This is a genomic window from Bradyrhizobium dasycarpum (assembly GCF_042019905.1).
GTDB classification, from domain to species: domain Bacteria; phylum Pseudomonadota; class Alphaproteobacteria; order Rhizobiales; family Xanthobacteraceae; genus Bradyrhizobium; species Bradyrhizobium japonicum_B.
In genome coordinates this window covers 2,395,413-2,413,822 of record NZ_CP169574.1, presented here as the reverse complement: position 1 = coordinate 2,413,822, position 18,410 = coordinate 2,395,413, and the positions used below count along the sequence as shown (strand labels likewise).

Annotated in this window: 15 protein-coding genes and 4 pseudogenes; 12 read left to right on the top strand and 7 right to left on the bottom strand. The window is 64.4% G+C overall.

Annotation, left to right across the window (positions count from 1 at the left end; translation table 11 throughout):
• Positions 1–108: 108 nt before the first annotated feature.
• Positions 109–321, top strand: a complete 213-nt coding sequence (locus ACETMP_RS11940) for a hypothetical protein (protein WP_375161095.1) — start codon at positions 109–111, stop codon at positions 319–321.
• Positions 322–442: 121 nt separating this feature from the next.
• Here the strand turns inward: ACETMP_RS11940 and ACETMP_RS11935 are convergent, their stop codons facing one another.
• Positions 443–922 carry an Lrp/AsnC family transcriptional regulator gene (locus ACETMP_RS11935; protein WP_257177600.1) on the bottom strand — a complete coding sequence of 160 codons (480 nt, stop codon included), beginning with the start codon at positions 920–922 and terminating at the stop codon, positions 443–445.
• Positions 923–1,065: 143 nt separating this feature from the next.
• On the opposite strand from ACETMP_RS11935, the gene ald reads away from it, so the two are divergent.
• Positions 1,066–2,181 (top strand): alanine dehydrogenase, encoded by a 1,116-nt coding sequence (gene ald / locus ACETMP_RS11930; RefSeq protein ID WP_375161894.1) that lies wholly within the window; start codon positions 1,066–1,068, stop codon positions 2,179–2,181.
• Positions 2,182–2,353: 172 nt separating this feature from the next.
• Here ald and ACETMP_RS11925 read toward each other — a convergent pair whose 3' ends face one another.
• Positions 2,354–4,273, bottom strand: a complete 1,920-nt coding sequence (locus ACETMP_RS11925) for a flavin-containing monooxygenase (RefSeq protein WP_375161094.1) — start codon at positions 4,271–4,273, stop codon at positions 2,354–2,356.
• Positions 4,274–4,528: 255 nt separating this feature from the next.
• On the opposite strand from ACETMP_RS11925, the gene ACETMP_RS11920 reads away from it, so the two are divergent.
• Positions 4,529–4,747, top strand: coding sequence for a hypothetical protein (locus ACETMP_RS11920; protein ID WP_028135498.1), 219 nt, complete (start codon positions 4,529–4,531; stop codon positions 4,745–4,747).
• A gap of 111 nt (positions 4,748–4,858) precedes the next feature.
• Positions 4,859–5,917: a YeiH family protein gene (locus tag ACETMP_RS11915; protein ID WP_375161093.1), complete on the top strand. Its 1,059-nt coding sequence runs from the start codon at positions 4,859–4,861 to the stop codon at positions 5,915–5,917.
• A gap of 137 nt (positions 5,918–6,054) precedes the next feature.
• On the opposite strand, the gene ACETMP_RS11910 is transcribed toward ACETMP_RS11915, so the two are convergent.
• The 5 genes and pseudogenes from ACETMP_RS11910 to ACETMP_RS11890 all read right to left on the bottom strand — a co-directional run bounded on the left by ACETMP_RS11910 (position 6,055) and on the right by ACETMP_RS11890 (position 10,770).
• Positions 6,055–6,939 (bottom strand): ABC transporter ATP-binding protein, encoded by an 885-nt coding sequence (locus tag ACETMP_RS11910; protein WP_375161092.1) that lies wholly within the window; start codon positions 6,937–6,939, stop codon positions 6,055–6,057.
• Positions 6,924–7,835: an ABC transporter permease gene (locus tag ACETMP_RS11905; protein WP_375161091.1), complete on the bottom strand. Its 912-nt coding sequence runs from the start codon at positions 7,833–7,835 to the stop codon at positions 6,924–6,926. Before ACETMP_RS11905 ends, ACETMP_RS11910 begins: the two co-directional genes overlap by 16 nt.
• Positions 7,832–9,254 (bottom strand): annotated as a pseudogene (locus tag ACETMP_RS11900) (ABC transporter substrate-binding protein). Before ACETMP_RS11900 ends, ACETMP_RS11905 begins: the two are co-directional and overlap by 4 nt.
• 181 nt (positions 9,255–9,435) lie before the next feature.
• Positions 9,436–10,209: pseudogene (locus ACETMP_RS11895) on the bottom strand (Crp/Fnr family transcriptional regulator).
• A gap of 255 nt (positions 10,210–10,464) precedes the next feature.
• Positions 10,465–10,770 carry a gamma-butyrobetaine hydroxylase-like domain-containing protein gene (locus ACETMP_RS11890; protein WP_375161090.1) on the bottom strand — a complete coding sequence of 102 codons (306 nt, stop codon included), beginning with the start codon at positions 10,768–10,770 and terminating at the stop codon, positions 10,465–10,467.
• 194 nt (positions 10,771–10,964) lie between these two features.
• Between ACETMP_RS11890 and ACETMP_RS11885 the strand changes: the two genes are divergently transcribed.
• The 8 genes and pseudogenes from ACETMP_RS11885 (at position 10,965) to ACETMP_RS11850 (ending at position 18,409) form a co-directional block, all read left to right on the top strand.
• A complete protein-coding gene (locus ACETMP_RS11885; protein WP_375161089.1) occupies positions 10,965–11,738 on the top strand; it encodes a ferredoxin--NADP reductase in 774 nt (257 codons plus the stop codon).
• A 102-nt stretch (positions 11,739–11,840) separates the two neighbouring features.
• Positions 11,841–13,583: a fumarate reductase/succinate dehydrogenase flavoprotein subunit gene (locus ACETMP_RS11880; protein ID WP_375161088.1), complete on the top strand. Its 1,743-nt coding sequence runs from the start codon at positions 11,841–11,843 to the stop codon at positions 13,581–13,583.
• Between the two features lie 30 nt (positions 13,584–13,613).
• Positions 13,614–13,847, top strand: a complete 234-nt coding sequence (locus ACETMP_RS11875) for a ferredoxin family protein (RefSeq protein WP_007593252.1) — start codon at positions 13,614–13,616, stop codon at positions 13,845–13,847.
• Between the two features lie 2 nt (positions 13,848–13,849).
• Complete coding sequence (locus ACETMP_RS11870) at positions 13,850–14,827, top strand: HEAT repeat domain-containing protein (protein ID WP_375161087.1); 978 nt, start codon at positions 13,850–13,852, stop codon at positions 14,825–14,827.
• A gap of 110 nt (positions 14,828–14,937) precedes the next feature.
• Entirely contained in the window at positions 14,938–16,110 is a 1,173-nt protein-coding gene (locus ACETMP_RS11865; protein WP_375161086.1) for a fumarylacetoacetate hydrolase family protein, read from the top strand.
• 412 nt (positions 16,111–16,522) lie between these two features.
• A pseudogene (locus ACETMP_RS11860) lies at positions 16,523–16,663 on the top strand (sugar ABC transporter permease YjfF); the annotation flags it as partial.
• 47 nt (positions 16,664–16,710) lie between these two features.
• A pseudogene (locus ACETMP_RS11855) lies at positions 16,711–17,486 on the top strand (FadR/GntR family transcriptional regulator).
• Positions 17,483–18,409: a Gfo/Idh/MocA family protein gene (locus ACETMP_RS11850; protein WP_375161085.1), complete on the top strand. Its 927-nt coding sequence runs from the start codon at positions 17,483–17,485 to the stop codon at positions 18,407–18,409. The pseudogene ACETMP_RS11855 and the gene ACETMP_RS11850 overlap by 4 nt, the downstream one beginning before the upstream one ends.
• Position 18,410 lies beyond the last annotated feature (1 nt).

Here is an 18,410-nt window from a genome sequence, read left to right as displayed (position 1 = left end):
AGGAGGCGCGGCGGGGAATCGCCGCCCGACCTTGATCCGCGTCAAAATCTCCTTTTCCGGCCCGGCCTAAATGGGATTAGAGTGCTGTCGGGGCAGCAGGGAGGTCCCATGTCAACCTATGTCGTCAAGTTCATGAAGAACGTGCTCGGTGAGTACGGCCGGCAGAGCGAGGTTTGCCAGGGCACACTGGAAATCGACGCCGCCGACGAGAACGAGGCCAGGGAGCAGGCGAAAGCGAGATTCTGCAAGGATCAGGCACTGCATCACTGGTCGCTGCATGCCGACCGCATCCATGTGAAGCCGGCCGACTTTCCGTCGTGAGGCTCGCTGCCTGCGGCGCGGCTCAGGCATGATCCGGAACAGTGCGCAGCGGTTTTCCGAAAGATCATGCTTGAGCAACAACCTAGAGCGCGATGACGATTTATCCTGATCGTATCGCGTTTTAGCGTTTGGCCTCGCCGAACACCACCGTCGGCACCGCGCGGTTGACGATTTCGCGCAGCGCGAAGCTCGATTGCACGCGCGCAACGCGCGGCAGCCGGGACAGCTCGGTCCGGTGAATGCGCTCGAAATCCTGGATGTCGCGGGCCAGCACGATGAGGATGTAATCATCGGTGCCCGACATCAGGAAGCAGCGCACGACGGAGGGGCATTTCACCACCTCTGCCTCGAAGGCCTTCAGGGCATCATCGCTCTGGCTCTCCAGCGCGATGCGAACCAGCACAGTTGTGGTGAGGCCGAACTGGCCGAGGTCGAGCGTGGCCTGGTAGGCCTGGATGTAGCCGTCGTCCTCGAGCGTCTTCTGTCGCCGTGCCAATGCCGTGCTCGACAGGCCGATCTTGCTGGCAAGCTCGGCATGGCTGGCGCGCGCATTGGTCGTGAGTTCCGCGAGGATCGCGAGGTCTTTCCGGTCGAGGGCCAAGGTTTCGTTTCCAGCGTGAAAGAGCATTTCGGCGCCGGAAACCGGCGCGGGCGCGTCGAAACTAGCGGATATTTGCACGAAACCAAACCGGCCCCATCGCTACGATGAAGACCGGAATCGATCCGTTGGCGAAGGAGCTCAAGATGCGCGTCGGTGTTCCCAAGGAGATCAAGGTGCAGGAATATCGCGTCGGGCTCACCCCGGGCGCGGTCCGTGAATATGTCGCGGCCGGTCATCAGGTCGCGGTCGAGACCGGGGCCGGCGCCGGCATCGGCGCGTCCGACGAGGTGTATCGGCGGGCAGGGGCCGATATCGCCGACAGCGCCCGCGACGTCTTTGCCAAGTCCGAGATGATCGTGAAGGTGAAGGAGCCGCAGAAAAGCGAGTGGGCCCAGCTCCGGGAAGGCCAGATTCTGTTTACTTATCTTCATCTTGCGCCGGATCCGGAGCAGGCCAAGGGCCTGCTTGCCTCCGGCTGCACCGCGATCGCCTATGAAACCGTCACGGACGCGAGCGGTCACCTCCCGCTGCTTGCGCCGATGAGCGAAGTCGCCGGCCGCCTCGCCATCGAGGCCGCCGGCGCCGCGCTCAAGCGATCGGCCGGCGGCCGCGGCCTGCTGCTCGGCGGCGTGCCCGGTGTGCAGCCGGCGCGCGTCGTCGTGCTCGGCGGCGGCGTGGTTGGCACGCAGGCGGCGCGCATGGCCGCGGGTCTCGGCGCCGAAGTCACCGTGATCGACCGCTCGATCCCGCGCTTGCGCGAACTCGACGATCTCTTTGCCGGACGTGTGCGCACCCGCTTCTCGACCATCGAGTCGGTCGAGGAGGAAGTGTTCGCCGCCGACGTCGTGATCGGCGCGGTGCTGGTGCCGGGCGCGAGCGCGCCGAAGCTGGTCACACGCGCGATGCTGACATCGATGCGGCCCGGCGCCGTGCTGGTCGACGTCGCGATCGACCAGGGCGGCTGCTTCGAGACTTCGCATCCGACCACCCATAGCGATCCGACCTATGAGGTGGACGGCATCGTGCACTATTGCGTCGCCAACATGCCGGGCGCAGTGCCGGTGACGTCGAGCCAGGCCCTGAACAACGCGACGTTGCCGTTCGGCCTGATGCTGGCCAATAAGGGGTTTGCCGCGGTGCTGGAGAACCCGCATTTGCGCAACGGCCTGAACGTGCATCGCGGACGGGTCACCAACAAGGCCGTGGCGGAAAGCCTGGGGCTGGATTTCGCTCCGGTCGGGAGTGGGCTGGCGGCGTAGCTGCGCGCCCTCTCCCGCTTGCGGGAAAGGGTAGGGGAGAGGGTGTCTCCGCAGTGGGATTGTCGCCGCGATGCCGAGGAAGTTCCCTAGAGGAGGAGAGAGCGCTCTCCCGGCGCTTCGCGCCAACCTCTTCCGCAAGCGGGAGAGGTTGCAGCGGTGCCGGGGCTTTATATCACCCCGACTCTGACGCCTTGGTCACCTTGTACTGCCCCAAATCGGGGTCATGGGTCATGCGCCAATAATCGACGAACCGCCACGGCATCGCCGAGAACACGCGGCCGCTCGCATTGCGGTAATAGGTTCTCATGCCCGGATGCGTCCAGATCATCGCCTCATGCTCGGCATCGACCTTGCGGACATAATCGTCGAGCACATCCTGGCGGACGTCGATCGCCGCGACGTCTTGCTCGATCATGTCGACCAGGCATGCCGAGATGTAGCGACTCTGGCACTCCGACTGGAAGATGACGCTGCCGCCATGGGCGGGGCCGGAGTTCGGGCCAAGCATGCAGAAGAAGTTCGGAAAGCCGGGCACGGTGAGGCCGAGGAAGGCCGTTGGATTGTCGTGGGCCCAGGCCTGCCGCAAATCCTTGCCGTCGCGGCCGATGATGTTGAGACGGGCCGCCATTTCCGTCACCTTGAAGCCGGTCGCCACCACGATGATGTCGGCGGGACGGTGCTTGCCGTCTGCGGTGACGATGCCCGTTTCGTCGAAACGGTCGATCGCATCGGTGACCAGCTCGACGTTGTCCTGCCGCAAGGTCTTGAACCAATTGTTGTCGAGCAGGATGCGCTTGCCGTAGGGCGGATAGGTCGGCACGCATTTCTCGATCAGGTCGGGCCGGCCCTGTAGCTCCGACAAGATGAAGTCCGTCAGCTCCTGGCGGTGCCGGTCATTGCCTTTGTTGACGGCGCGCTCGGGATGCGGCCAGGCCGGATCCTTGCGCAGGAAAGGCAAGAGGCCGTCGCCATAGCGCCAGAACATGTTGAAACGGTACCACTGCACGTAGAACGGCAGATGCGCCAGCAGCCAGCGCGCGCCCTCGCTGATCGGATCGGCATAACCCTTCACCGGCCGCGCCCATTGCGCGCTGCGCTGATAGACCGTGACCGACGCAACGCGGCCGGCAATCGACGGCACGAGCTGCATCGAGGTCGCGCCGGTGCCGATCACGGCGACATGCTTGCGATCGACGTTGATATCGTCCGACCACAGCGCCGAATGCAGGATCGTTCCCTTGAAGTCCTCCTCGCCTTTGAAGCGGGCGCGGGAGGGATCGTTGAGCTGGCCGATCGCACTGACCAGCGCGGTGGATTCGAATGTCTCTTCGCCGTCCTTGGTTCTCAGCGTCGAGATCCAGCGCCGCCGGCTTTCGTCCCAGCGCGACGAGGTCAGCTCGGTGTTGACGCGCAGATGCTTGCGGATGCCGTATTCGTCCGCGACCTTCTGGAGGTAGCCAAGCAACTCCTCGCGCTGGCAGAAGTAGCGGGTCCATGCGTTGCCGGAGCCGAACGAGTAGGAATAGGAATGGTTCGGCGTGTCGACGCCGCAGCCGGGGTAGCGGTTGATCCACCAGGTGCCGCCAAGCTCGGCGTTCTTCTCGACGATGGTGTAGGGGATCCCGAGTTGGCCCAGTGCGACGCCGAGCGCAATGGCGCAGACGCCAGCACCGACAATCAGCACATGCTGCCGGGCGAGCTTGTCGCGCGAGGGCTGCTTGCTCCAGCGCGCCTCGCGTGGGGCAAAGCCCATCTCCTCGCGCATCAGGGGCGCGTATTCCGGCGCGACGTTCTCGCCGAGACAGGCGCGCATCATCCTCAGCAGCAGCTCCTCGCCGGGATCGGCGATGACGGGCTTTGGCATGCCGTTGGCGAACAGTTCGACCACCGCGGCGCGGATTTCGTCCTGGATCTGTCGGGGCACGCCGGCCTCGGGATCGGGGATGAGGCGGATATCGCGTTTGGGCAGGTACGGCGGTGCGAGCCATTTCTCGTCGCCGGTCATGTGCACCAGCACCATCAGCAGGCAGCGGATGTCGCCTTCTGCGATGGTCGAGGCAAGGTCGAGCCTGGGCGGAGAGTCGATGTTCATGGCGAGTCCTGGTCTTCGGACGGATTCATCAGCTGTATTGTGCCTGGGGTCACCACGCCATGCCACTGGTCCGGCGCAATCTGACCCTTTAGCTGGGACTTTGGTGTCCGGATAGGCCGGGAGAAGAAAACTATTGCCGTGACTCGGGTGCAAGGAAGGAGTTTCCCCTCCGGAGGACAAAAACGCCAATCGCTTCCATTGCCGTTTGGACGGGAAACGACGACATTCCCACCAGGAATTGATGGATCGGCAGCTATGGAACGCACTGGATTTGAGCCCTTCGGCGAGCAGCTGGTGTCCGCGACGGACACCCAGCCGCGGTCGCGTGCGTCAAAGATGCTGTTGCGGGTTGGCACTGGTCTGTTCTGGTCGCTGGTCGCCGGCATCGTGCTGGCTCGTGCAGCCTTCTTCGAGCCCGGGATCTATGACGGCTTCAGCCGGGTCGCCTCGCTGGCCAAGAGCTTGATCTTCTGACCCAGAACATTCCGGTCTGAGGACAGAACTTCCTTCGGCCCTGATATGTCGAAAACTTATTCCCCATCGAGCTGACGCTGCGTATAAATATTTCTCCTCTGGGAGAGATTTGTGTCGCAGAATCAAGCATCCAGTCCGGCCGATGCCAAGCCGGCCACCGCCGCAAGCCGTATCGCGGCGCTGATCCCGGGTATCCTCCTCTGCGTCGCCGTCGCCGGTGTCTCGGCTTTGCTAGAGCGGGCGGAACTGGGCGTTTTCGAGCATCCCTATGTCGAAGCGCTGGTGATGGCGATTCTGCTCGGCATGGCCCTTCGCAGCTTCTGGAAGCCTGCGCCGCGCTGGCAGGCCGGCATCGCCTTCAGCGCCAAACAGCTGCTTGAAGTCGCGGTGATGCTGCTGGGCGCCTCCATCAGCTTCGCCGCCATCGCCGCCTCTGGCATCGCGCTGCTGGCCTCGATCGCCGCGGTCGTCGTGGTCGCGCTCTGCGTCTCCTTCGGCATCAGCCGGTTACTCGGCCTGTCGACGCGGCTGTCGATCCTGATCGCCTGCGGCAACTCGATCTGCGGCAATTCGGCAATCGCGGCGGTGGCGCCGATCATCGGCGCCAACAACGATGAGATCGCGTCCTCGATCTCCTTCACGGCCATCCTCGGCGTAATGATGGTGCTCGGACTTCCGCTGCTGATCCCGCTGCTGCAATTGTCCGCCACGCAATACGGTATCCTCGCGGGCCTCACCGTCTATGCGGTGCCGCAGGTGCTGGCCGCGACGGTCCCGGCCGGCCTCGTCTCGACGCAGATCGGCACACTCGTGAAGCTGATGCGCGTCCTGATGCTCGGACCGGTGGTCGTCGGCCTGTCGCTGGTCGCCTCGCGCTGGCAGAGCGACGCCAAGAAGGCCAATGTCGGCTTCTTCCGCCTGGTCCCCTGGTTCATCCTCGGCTTCCTCGCGCTCGCCACGCTGCGCTCCCTCGAGATTGTTCCGCCCACGGTGGTCGGCCCGGTGACGAAGATCACGGGCTTTCTCACCGTGGTGTCGATGGCCGCGCTCGGTCTCGGCGTCGACGTCCGGGTGCTCGCCAATGTCGGGGGACGGGTGACCGCAGCCGTGACGTTGTCGCTGCTGCTGCTGCTCGGCATCAGCATCGCGCTAGTGCATTGGTTCAAATGATCAGGGCAAAACTGCCGTAGGCTGGGCAAAGGCGCGAAGCGCCGTGCCCACGATCTCTCCAGTATCGCGACAGGTGGTGGGCACGCTGCGCTTTGCCCACCCTACGAGACTGTCATCGTTGTGCGCGGGAGAGCCAGTCAGATCACATCCGCCAGGGAGTGCCCATGCAGCTCGATGCTCAGCCCCTGCATGCCCATGTCGCTGATCTCGCCGCCCATCGCCTTCAGGCTCTCTTCGCGGATCAGCGACATTAGCCCGCGGCGCAGCGCCAGGAACTCCGACGACATCATCATCGATTGCTGCCGCGGCCGCTCCAGCGGGATCGGGATCTCCGCCTTGATCGAGCCGGGGCGCGCGGTCATGCAGTAGACGCGATCGGACAGGAAGATCGCCTCGTCGATGTCGTGAGTGACGAACAGCACGGAGATCTTGAGCCGCTGCCACATGTTGGTGAGGATCTGCTGCATGATGACGCGGGTCTGCGCGTCGAGTGCACCGAACGGCTCGTCCAGCAGCAGCACCTTCGGCCCTGTCGCAAGCGCGCGGACGATGCCGACGCGCTGCTTCATGCCGCCGGAGAGTTTTTCGGGGTAGTGCTTCTCGAAGGCTTCAAGCCCGGCAAGGCCGAGCAGCGTACGTGCCGCGCGCTCGCGTTGCGAGCGCGGCATGCCGCGCATCTTCAGTCCGAACTCGACGTTCTCACGCACCGTCTTCCAGGGAAACAGCGAATATTGCTGGAACACCATGCCGCGCTCGGCGCTGGGACCGCTGACCTTCTCGCCGTCAACGGTGACGATCCCGGTAGTCGGCTTGAGGAAGCCGGCGACCGCGTTGAGCAGGGTTGATTTCCCGCAGCCGGAGGGGCCGACGATCGAGACGAACTCGCCGGGCTTCACATGGATCTGCGTGTCGGTGACGGCCTGCACCGGTCCCTCGATGGTCTCGTAGGCGAGGGAGAAATTCTTGACTTCGACATGGCCCTTCGGCGTGCCCGCAATCATCTCGCTCATGTCGACCTCCATGGCATGACCAATCTTCCGGCGCCTCTGATCAGGATGCTCGATCCGAGCCCGAGCACGCCGATTGCGATCATGCCGAGCGCGATGTCGGCGTACTGGACCAGCGAATAGGCCTCCCAGGTGAAGTAGCCGATGCCGTATTGACCCGAGATCATCTCGGCGGCGATCAGCGATACCCAGGCGACGCCCATGCCGACCGTGAGGCCGGTGAAGATGTGCGGCAGCGAGGCCGGGAAATACACCTCGCGGAAGATCGAGCGCTCGCGGGCGCCGAGACATTGCGCGGCGCGCACCAGCACGGGATCGACCAGCGACATGCCGTGCAGCGTGTTGACCAGGATCGGGAAGAACGAGCCGAGGAAGGTGATGAAGACGATGCTCTGCTCGTTGGTCGGCCACAGCATGATCGCCATCGGCACCCAGGCGATCGCCGGGATCGGCCGCAGCACTTCCGCGACCGGGAAGATGATCTCGTGCACCAGCTTGAAGCGGCCCATGATTAGCCCGAGCGGCACGCCGACGATGGCGGCGAGCGAGAAGCCGATGAAGATGCGCCGGCAGCTCAGCACGATGTGCATCAGGAATTTGGGATCGTGGATCGCCGTGGTGAAGCTTGCATAGACCGCGAGCGGCGAGGGCACGTTGGTGAAGCGCACGAAGAACACGACGCGATAGGTGGTCAGCAGATGCCAGACCAGCAGGAAGGCGAGCAGCGAAATCACGCCGATCGCGGTCGCGCGCAGCCCAGCCCGATTGAGCCGGTACCAGCGCAGCGCGAGTGTGCCGAAGGAAGGCGGCGTCGCGGGCTGGGCGATCGCGGCGGGCGCAGGGCCCGCCTCTGCAATGGCTGTTGCCGGCATGCTGTCCTCGGGATGTCTGAGGAGGGCGGGACTGCTCACGTCTTGCCTCCGCCGACGGCGGCCTTCACCGCGTCGTCGAAGCCGAGGACCTTACCGCCGACCTTGGCGGCATAGGCTTCGGCGTCCTTCTTGAGCAGGAACGGGGCGACCTCGCCATTGCCGACCGCGAAGAAGGCTTGGTCGGCGAACAGCTTGATGCCGCGTGTCGTGTCGAAGACATAGGCGACGTTGATCTTCTTGCCCTTGGCCTTGTAGTCGGCGTACGCCCCGAGGGTGCAGGCGGCGGACGAGAAGGGCATGATGCCGGCATCATCCACCCAGACCTCGCCGGCCTTGCGCGGATCGGCGATCGGCTTCTTGCAGAAGGCATCTTCGCCGGAGATCTCGTAATTCTTCGTGCTGGCCAATTGTGCGTCGTAGTCGAGCTTCATCTCGGCATAGGCCTTGCGGATGTAGCTGTCGTCGACCCATTTCTTCGGGTCGAATTCCTTCATGCGGCCGAGGTTCTGGAGAACCTTGACGTCGGCCGCGGCGGCATCGATCAGGGCGGGCTTCACCGTCGGATCGGTGGTCATGTTGCCGCTCGGCCCCAGGAAGATGTAGACGACTTCCTTGTTGATGCCGGTCCATTCCTGGATTTTTTCGGCGGCCAGCTTGGGATCGTCGCGCAGCCACTGATTGGCGGCGATCAGCGCCTTGAAATAGGCGACGACGACCTCCGGATACTTTTCGGCGAAGTCGGTGCGGACCACGATGCCGTGGAAGGTCGGCAAGTTCGTCTCGACGCCATCGAAGATCTTTTCGCGCGAAGCCGCGGAACGGCAGCAGCTCGGCGAAGGGGACGAAGTCGGCATGCGCATCGATCTTCTTCTCCTGGAGATTGGTCGAGCCGACCTCGGGGCTCTGGCTGACGAGCTGGAAGAAGTCCGATGCGTAGCCGCGATCCTGCATCGCCTTCAGCACCATGCCGTGCGCGGCGGAGCCGAAGGGAACGCTGACCAGCTTGCCTTTGAGATCGGCGAGATCGTAGTAGGGCGAATCCTTGTGAACCACCATGCCGTTGCCGGAGCCGGACAGGCTGTAGGCGGCGATGCCCATCAGCCGGCTCTTGCTCTCGGGATTGCTCTCGAAGGTGAAGCCGTTCACGATCAGGGGATAGTCGCCCATCATGCCGATCTGCAGCTTGTTCGCCATCATCGCATTGGTGACGGGCGGACCCGAGGTGAAGTTCTGCCATTCCAGCGCGAACTTGATGTTGGCGTATTTGCCGTCCTTGGGCAGATATTTCTCCAGGAGATGGAGCTGGCGGATGACGACGCCCGCGGTCACGGTGTTGGTCGTGGTGTCCTGCGTTCCGATACCGAGCGTGACGGTTTCAGCCGCGGCCGGTTGCGTGACGAGCAGCGCCAGCGACGTCGCCGACATCGCGATCGAGAGCGTGGGAAGATGGCGGACCATTCTCATCCTCATTCGGTTGGATGTGCTGTGGTTGCCATGATTGGGTGAGGGCGGGGGCAGGGCAAATCCGGAATGGTGGCCGCAGTCGATTAGTTGCCGGGAAAAGGTGATTGCATACTCCTTGGGCAGTCCTGCACTATAAAGCCGCTTGCCTGTGCATCGGCCTTGGTCGCAAATTCGCCTAGTCGGCTGCGTGACCGCGCATCTCCTCCAGCACGTCGGTCCTGCAGACCACGATCTGCGACCGCTTGGTCTGCACGATTCCTTTTCCTGCATGCGCTTGAGGCTGATGGTGACCCACTGCCTGGTGGCGCCGACCATGTGGGCGATGTCGGCGTGGGTGAAAGCCGCCGCGATCACGGTGCCGTCGGCGTCGTCGACGCCATAGAGCTCGACGAGGTGCAGCAATAGATGCGCAAGGCGCTGGGTGATCGAGCGCGTCCCCAGCATCTGCGCCAGCGCCGAATAGCATTTGCCCTTGAAGGTCAGGCCTTCGATCAGGCCGATGGCGAGGTTCGGGATCTCGGCGGCCAGGGACCGCAATTCCTTGCCGGGCAGGTGCACGACGCTGCAATTGCTGGACGCAACGCCGGACCATTGATGCACGGTGCCTTCGAACACTTCGGGGCCGCCGACGAAATTGCCGACATGCCAATAGGCGAGCGTGATCTCGCGCCCCTGCGGCGAGGTGTAGAACACGCGGATGCGGCCGCTCTCGATCAGCCAGATGCCGTCATGCTTGCCGCCCTGGTTGAACAGCGTCTGGCCGCGGTTCAACACCTTTCGTCGTCCCTGCTTCAGCACCAGCTCCCGCTCGCGCGGCGAGAGCTTGTCCATCAGCGGCGGCGGCCCGCCGATCCATTGCTGGTTCTCGGTGAGCAGCAGCGACGAGCTGCCCGCAGGCCGACCCGCCGGGGGGAACGGCCCCGCGAACCGCATTCGCCGCCTGCAACATCGTCTGCCTCCGGAACGTTCAAATCGTTCTAAAGAGGAGCAATGTCCGTGCCAGATTCACTCCGCCATCGTCGCCCGGCTTGCCGCCTTCGCTGAAGCTTCGGCGCGCCGAGCGCTCGTGTGGGCCTCGGCGTAGCCGGAACCGGGCGACCCAGTATTCCAGAGACGTCAGTGGGATGCGGAAGGGCCGCGGCGTACTGGATTCTCCGATTTCGCGGGGACTGACAGCGGAGCAGGGAGGGGCGTTCGCGCCCCCTTATCGCCCCGCCAGGCTCAGCAGATACGTCTTCGGGTAAATCCCCCTGTCATGCCCGTCCGAGAACGAGATGTTCAGCCCGTAGCCGAGATCGCCGATACCTGTGATCGCAACACCCGGAAAGGTTTCCGGGAAGCGGCCGTCGAAGCGGGCGCGGGTGCAGTGGGCGCATTTGCAGGAGAGGCGGAGTGTTTCGGCGGACACGCTCAGCGCATCGTCCTGCGTGGTGCGGACGAGAAGCGCGGCGAGATCAGCGCTGGCTTCATAGTCGGCCACGGTCGGCGCCACCAATGCGGTCATGGTCATGACGAACCTCCGGCTTCTATCTATGTCGGCGCGGGCTTGCGCGAATAGCAACTAATTGCCGGGGAGGGCATGACCACCGCGCTCATTTCGATCACCGCTCCGCGAAATGGGAAACTAATCGACCGGAACTCTCACTTCCGAATTGCCGGACTCTCCTCTCTCCGAGACCTTGAGATTATCGATAAGGAGAGATCATGAGTGCATTTCAGAAGGAGACGGTTCTGTCAGTCAAGCACTGGACCGACTCTCTGTTCAGCTTCACCGCGACGCGCGATCCCGGCTTCCGCTTCCAGAACGGCCAGTTCGCGATGATCGGGCTCGAGGTCGAGGGCAGGCCCCTCATGCGCGCCTACAGCATGGCCAGCGCCAACCACGAGGAGGCGCTCGAATTCTTCTCGATCAAGGTGCAGGACGGCCCGCTGACCTCGCGCCTGCAGAAGATCAGGGAAGGCGACATCATCCTGGTCGGCCGCAAGGCGACGGGGACGCTGATCACCGGCAATCTCATTCCGGGAAAGCGCCTGCTGCTGCTCTCGACCGGCACGGGCCTTGCGCCCTTCGCCAGCCTGATCAAGGATCCGGATGTCTACGAGAACTACGAGACCATCGTGCTCGCCCATGGCTGCCGCCAGGTCTCCGAGCTCGCCTATGGCGAGAATGTCGTCGAAAGCCTGCGCAATCACGAATTCTTCGGACCGCTGATCCGCGACAAGCTGGTCTACTACCCGACCGTGACCCGCGAGCCGTTCCGCAATCGCGGCCGCATCACCGATCTGATCGCCTCGAACCAGCTGTTCGAGGATGTCGGGCTATCAGGGCTCGATATCGAGACCGACCGCATCATGCTGTGCGGCAGTCCTGCGATGCTGGAAGAGCTTCACGCGATGTTCTCCGCGCGCGGCTTCGTCGAGGGCAACCACAGCCGGCCCGGTCATTTCGTGATCGAGAAGGCCTTTGTCGAGCGTTGAGGCGCAAATCGCGCTCCGGCGACAACTAATTGCTATCGCCGCGACGTCCCCTGAACAACTCTGATGCAAAGGCGCCGGAGATCGGCGAACCAGGAGCAAGTGATGGCACTAGATCAGATCGTCGACGGACTTTCGGAGGTTTCCTGCGATGTGCTGGTGATCGGCGGCGGCACGGCCGGCCCGATGGCGGCGCTGAAGGCGAAGCTGAAGAATCCGAAGGCCAACGTCGTGCTGCTCGAAAAGGCCAACGTCAAGCGTTCCGGTGCGATCTCGATGGGCATGGACGGGCTGAACAACGCCGTCATCCCCGGCTATGCGACGCCGGAGCAGTACACCAAGGAAATCACCATCGCCAATGACGGCATCGTCGACCAGAAGGCGGTCTATAAATATGCGCAGAACTGTTACTCGATCATCGAGGAGCTCGACAGCTTCGGCATCCGCTTCCTGAAGAACGAGAACGGCGATTACGCGGTCAAGAAGGTGCACCACATCGGCACCTACGTGCTGCCGATGCCGAACGGCGAGACCGTGAAGAAGGCGCTCTACCGCCAACTCCGCCGCGCCCGCATCCTGATCTCCAACCGCTACATGGCGACCCGGCTGTTGAAATCCTCGGACGGCCGTATCGCCGGCGCGGTGAGCGTTAACACCCGCACCGCCGAGATGCTGGTGATCAAGGCCAAGGCCGTGATCCTGTGCATGGGCGCCGCCGGCCGCCTCGGCCTGCCGACCTCGGGCTACATGTTCGGCACCTACGAGAACGCCGCCAATTCCGGCGATGGCTACGCCATGGCCTATCACGCCGGCGCGGCGCTCGCGAACCTCGAATGCTTCCAGATCAATCCGCTGATCAAGGACTATAACGGCCCGGCCTGCGCCTATGTCGCCGGTCCCTTCGGCGCCTACACGGCGAATAACGAGGGCTCGCGCTTCATCGAATGCGACTATTGGTCGGGCCAGATGATGCTGGAGTTCTACAACGAGCTGTTGTCCGGCAAGGGCCCGGTGTTCCTCCAGCTCAAGCATCTGCATCCGGACACCATCTCGGAGATCGAATCCACGCTGCACAACGTGGAGCGGCCGACGCGCGGGCTGTTCCAACAAGGACGCGGCGTCGACTATCGCAGCGAGTCGATCGAGATGCACATTTCCGAGATCGGCTTCTGCTCGGGCCACAGTGCCTCCGGCGTGTTCGTCGACGACAATGCACGCACCACCGTGCCGGGCCTCTACGCCGCCGGCGACATGGCGAGCGTGCCGCACAATTACATGCTCGGCGCCTTCACCAACGGCGCGGTCGCCGGCATCGACGCCATGGAGTTCGCCGACAGCCATGATTTTGCGGAGTTCGATGCGGCCGACGTCGCGATGGAGCGCGAGCGCGTGATGGCGCCGACCAGGCGCGAGGACGGCATTCCGCCTAACCAGATCGAGTACAAGACCCGCCGCCTCGTCAACGACTATCTCCAGCCGCCGAAGGTCACGCGAAAATACGAGCTCGGCATGCGCCGTCTCGCCGAGGCGCGGGAGGACATGCAGGAGCGCATGATCGCGCGCAACGCGCACGAGCTGCTCCGCGCGCTCGAAGTGCAGTCGATCATGGACTGCGCCGACATGGCCGCGCACGCCTCGCTCTACCGCGAGGAGAGCCGCTGGGGCCTCTATCACTGGCGCACCGATTTCCCGGAGAAGGACAACGAGAACTGGTTCTGCCACACGCTGCTGTCCAAGCAGGACGGCAAGATGACCAGCGAAAAGCGCGCCGTCGAGCCCTATGTCGTCCCGATCGCGGACGACGAGAAGGACCTTTACGACAAGCAGCGCATCCGCGCCTCCGCCTGATCACCGCGCCAAAGCAACAGGAGACATCAAATGCCTCTCGCGTCCTATCAGACCTCGGTTCCGGTGGTCGTCGACGACGCCAAGTGCATCGCCGACAAGGGCTGCACCGTCTGCGTCGACGTCTGCCCGCTCGACGTCTTGCGCATCAGCGACATGACCAACAAGGCCTACATGGCCTATGACGAGTGCTGGTACTGCATGCCCTGCGAGGCAGATTGCCCGACTGGCGCCGTCACCGTCAACATTCCCTATTTGTTGAGGTGATCATGTCGAGCCCGTTCGAATCCTACGACGATCTGGAGGATGCCGACGAGCGGTTGCAGGCGGCCGATCCCGCCGAGCGCCGCGTCGCCATCATCGCGCTCGGCCATTCCGGCGATCCGGCCGCCGTCGCGCATCTCGCCAACATGGTCGACGATCCCGACGCCGGCGTGCGCCAGCAAGTCGCGATGGCGCTCGGCGAGTTCGACGGGCCGGAGGCGGCAAGCGCGCTGGTCAAGCTGCTGATCGATCCCGAAAGGATCGTCGCGGCCGCCGCGGCCGACAGCATGGCCGAGTTCAAGGATCCCGCCTGCGCCGAGGTGATCCTGCCCCTGGTCCGGCACGCCCACGCCTTCGTCCGCATGGGCGCGCTGCGTGCGCTCAAGGAATTGCGCTGCAAGGACACGCTGAAGCCGGCGCTGGAAGCGCTGCAGGATTCCGATGCCGCCGTGCGCGTGCAGGCCATCGGCGTGATCGGCTTCCTCAAGCTGGAGGAATCCATCCCCGCCCTGACCGCGCTGATCAACGATCCCGACGCCCATGTCCGCCGTGCCGCCGTGAGCGCGCTGGCGTTCTCGCAGATGAAGCCGGCGGCCGAGACCATCACCCGTGCGCTGAAGGACGGCGACTGGATGGTGCGTGAGATGGCCGCGGAGACACTGGGCCTGAACGCCAATGGTGCGATCGCGGCTGATCAGCTCGTCGCCAGCCTCGCGGACGAGTTCTGGCAGGTGCGGCTGAAGGCGATCCGCAGCCTCGGGAGGATGAAGATCGAACGTGCGGTGCGGCCGATCGGCCATTGCGTCAACCACGACCAGGCCAACCTGCGCAAAGAAGCGGCCGCCGCCCTCGGCGAGATCGCCCATCCGGACGGCGAGGCGTTCCTCGCCGTGATCGCTGACGATCCCGATCCAGATGTCCGCAAGAATGCCCGTTGGGCGCTGCAGCAGATCGCGGCGCGAAAGGCGCGGGCAGGGACATAGCGGCTGTTCGCGGCCGCTCTGGACTTCCCCGCCAGACGTTTATTGGTCTTCGCCAATGGGATCGGCGGCTGCAAATGCAGCTGGTCCTTAGAAACAGCGAGGGCGCGGCCATGACGACGTTGACGGTGACGGATCTTCTGCCCGAGGATGGAACGAAGGGGACGCTGGTCGGCCGCGTCTGGCTGCCGCAGGTGAACGGTCCGGCCGTCGTCGCCGTGCGGGCCGATGGCGTCTTTGATGTCACTGCAAAGTTTCCGACCGTCAGCGCGCTCTGCGAGGAAGACGATCCGGCCAAGGCGCTCGGCGCGACCAAGGGCGAGCGCATCGGCGATCTCGACGCCATCGTGGCCAATACGGCACCCGATGGGCGTGATCCGAAGAAGCCCTGGCTGCTCGCACCGGTCGACCTCCAGACCCTGAAAGCGGCCGGCGTCACCTTTGCCATCTCGATGCTGGAGCGTGTGATCGAGGAGCGCGCCAAGGGCAATCCGGCCTCGGCCGAGGCGATCCGCAAGGAGGTCACGCGGCTGATCGGCGACGATCTGTCGAAGCTCAAGCCGGGCTCCGATCAGGCCATGCACCTGAAGCAGGTGCTGATCGACCAGAACGCCTGGAGCCAATATCTCGAAGTCGGCATCGGCCCCGATGCAGAGGTCTTCACCAAGGCCCCGACCATGTCCTCCGTCGGCACCGGCATGGATGCGGGCCTGCACCCGAAATCGACCTGGAACAATCCCGAGCCTGAGCTCGTGCTGTTCGTCTCCAGCCGCGGCAAGATCGTCGGCGGTGCACTCGGAAATGACGTGAACTTGCGCGACTTCGAGGGGCGCTCGGCGCTGCTGCTGTCGAAGGCCAAGGACAACAACGCCTCCTGCTCGATCGGTCCGTTGCTGCGCCTGTTCGACGACAGCTTCACGCTCGACGATGCGCGCAAGCTCGACATCAGCCTGAACGTGAAGGGCACGGACGGGTTCGTTCTCGACGGTCATTCCTCCATCAGCAAGATCAGCCGCGACCCGACCGACCTCGTCGCGCAGACCATCGGCAAGATCCATCAATACCCCGACGGCTTCGTGCTGTTCCTCGGCACCATGTTCGCGCCCGTGAAGGACCGCGATGCGCCGGGGCAGGGCTTCACCCACAAGCGCGACGACATCGTCACGATTGCCGCGCCCCAGCTAGGCAAGCTCGTCAACCGCATGCGCACCAGTGACGAGTGCGAGCCCTGGACCTTCGGCATCGGCGCGCTGATGAAGAACCTGGCGCAGCGGAAGCTGATCTAGCTCTTCGCCTCAGCGCAAAATACGCAAAGCGTAGGTTGATAGAGGCGGAGCTGTCCACCGAAGAGCGCACGCGACCGTTTATCGCCGCCGTTGCGGACCGATCACTTGCATCCAATCCGCAAATTCCCTTCATCTGCCCGTTGCATCACTGGAACAAAATCCCGCTTAGCGTGTCATAGAACCGCGCGCTGCTCCTCCGTGCATTTTCCCCAAATAGTCAAATAATATGACTAGTCGGAACCCTTGTTCCGTGGAATAGTGCCCGCCATCGCCCGCAAAGGGCGGTCTTTGCGGGCGCCAGCGACCAATCCGGCGCCCAGGACAAATCTTGGGAGACGCGCCTGACGACCCTCAAAGCCCTCTTTGCGGCCGGCGCCACGGCCGCGTTGCTGCTCGCGCAGCCCGCCCGGCGGTCTTCGACGCCGCGTTGCGGTTGCCCGGAGGCGGGCGGTTGACGGCGATTGTGATCATCATGCTGGTGCTCGTCATCGGCGGCGCCCTGCTGCATCTCACCCGGTTCGGCGCCAACATCTACGCGCTCGGCGGCAGCCGGGTCGCGCTCGCGCGCCGGCCGGCGACGAAGAGCGCAGGAGCCGCGGCATGACATCGCGCATCGTCGTCATCCCGACGCGGCGGGCTCACTCCAACCACGCGGAGGTCGCCCGCTCGATCGGCATCGACATCATCGCCGGACGTTACGCGGAGGGGACGCGCCTGCCGGGCGACGCCGAGATGATCGCGATGTTCGGCGTGTCGCGGCCGGTGCTGCGGGAGAGCGTGAAGACGCTGGTCGCCAAGGGGCTGCTCACCACCAAGGCGCGGGTCGGCACCGTCGTGCGCGAGCGCGGCGCCTGGAACATGTTCGATGCCGACGTGCTGGCCTGGCACCTCGACGCCGGCATCGACAAGCGTTTCCTGAACGATCTCGCCGAGATCCGGCTTGCGGTCGAGCCGCGCGCGGCGATGCTGGCGGCCGCGCGGCGGTCGAGCAGGATCTCGCCGAGCTCCGGCACAGCATGGAGCGGATGCGGCTCGAAGCGTCCGACTCGGTCGGCTTTGCCGATGCCGACCTCGCGCTTCACGTCGCGGTGGCGCGCGCCTCCGGCAATCTGTTCATGCGCTCGATCGGCCACGTCATCGAGGCAGCGCTGCGCGCCTCGTTCCTGCTCAGCGCCCCGGTCGAGCCGGAGGACCGCGACACGGTGCTGCTGTGGCACCAGAACATCGTCGATGCGATCGCGGCGGGCGATGCGGACGCCGCCTCGGAGGCGATGGTCTTCGTCATTCACAACGGCATGCATCGCCATGAGGGCACGGTCATCGAGACCGCAGCGGCCGAGACGGTGCCATCGGCCGAATCCGGAGAGAGATCGTGACGGAACTTCGCATTGCCATCGTCGGCTTCGGCAAGATCGCGCGTGACCAGCACGTCGGGGCGATTGCCGCGGTGCCGGGCGCGACGCTGGCGGCGATTGCCAGCCGCAATGCCTCGCTGCCGGGCCTGCCGCACTTCTCGACCGTCGAGGAGCTGCTGGAGGAAGGGCCGCCGATCGACGCCGTGTCGCTGTGCACGCCGCCGCAGGTGAGGCGCGCACAGGCGGCCGCGGCGCTTGCTGCCGGCAAGCATGTCATGCTGGAAAAGCCGCCGGGCGCCGGCGTGGCCGAGCTCGATCCGTTGATCGACATGGCGGCGGAGGCAAAGCGAACGCTGTTTGCGACCTGGCATTCGCGCCATGCGCCGGCGGTCGAGCCGGCGCGACAATGGCTCGCCGAGCGACGCATCCAATCGGTGCACATCAGCTGGAAGGAGGATGTCCGCGTCTGGCATCCCGGCCAGAGCTGGATCTGGGAACCCGGCGGCCTCGGCGTGTTCGATCCCGGCATCAACGCGTTGTCAATCCTGACCAGAATCCTGCCTAGGCCGGTGTTCGTCACCGCGGCCGAACTTGCCTTTCCTGCCAACTGCCAGGCGCCGATCGCTGCGAACCTGACCCTGACCGACATTGGCGGCCTGCCCGTGACCGCCGAGTTCGACTTTCGCCAGACCGGGCCGCAAAGCTGGGATATTGTCGTCGACACCGATCGCGGCCGGATGACCTTGTCCAGCGGGGGCGCGCGCATGGCCATCGACGACAAGGTTCTTGCCGAAGCTCCCGATGAGGAATATCGCGGACTCTACCGCCGCTTCGTCGAGCTCGCGGCGACCGGTGCAAGCGACGTCGATCTGACACCGCTGCGTCTCGTCGCCGACGCCTTCCTGCTCGGCAAGCGCACAATTGTCGAACCGTTCGTGGATTAGA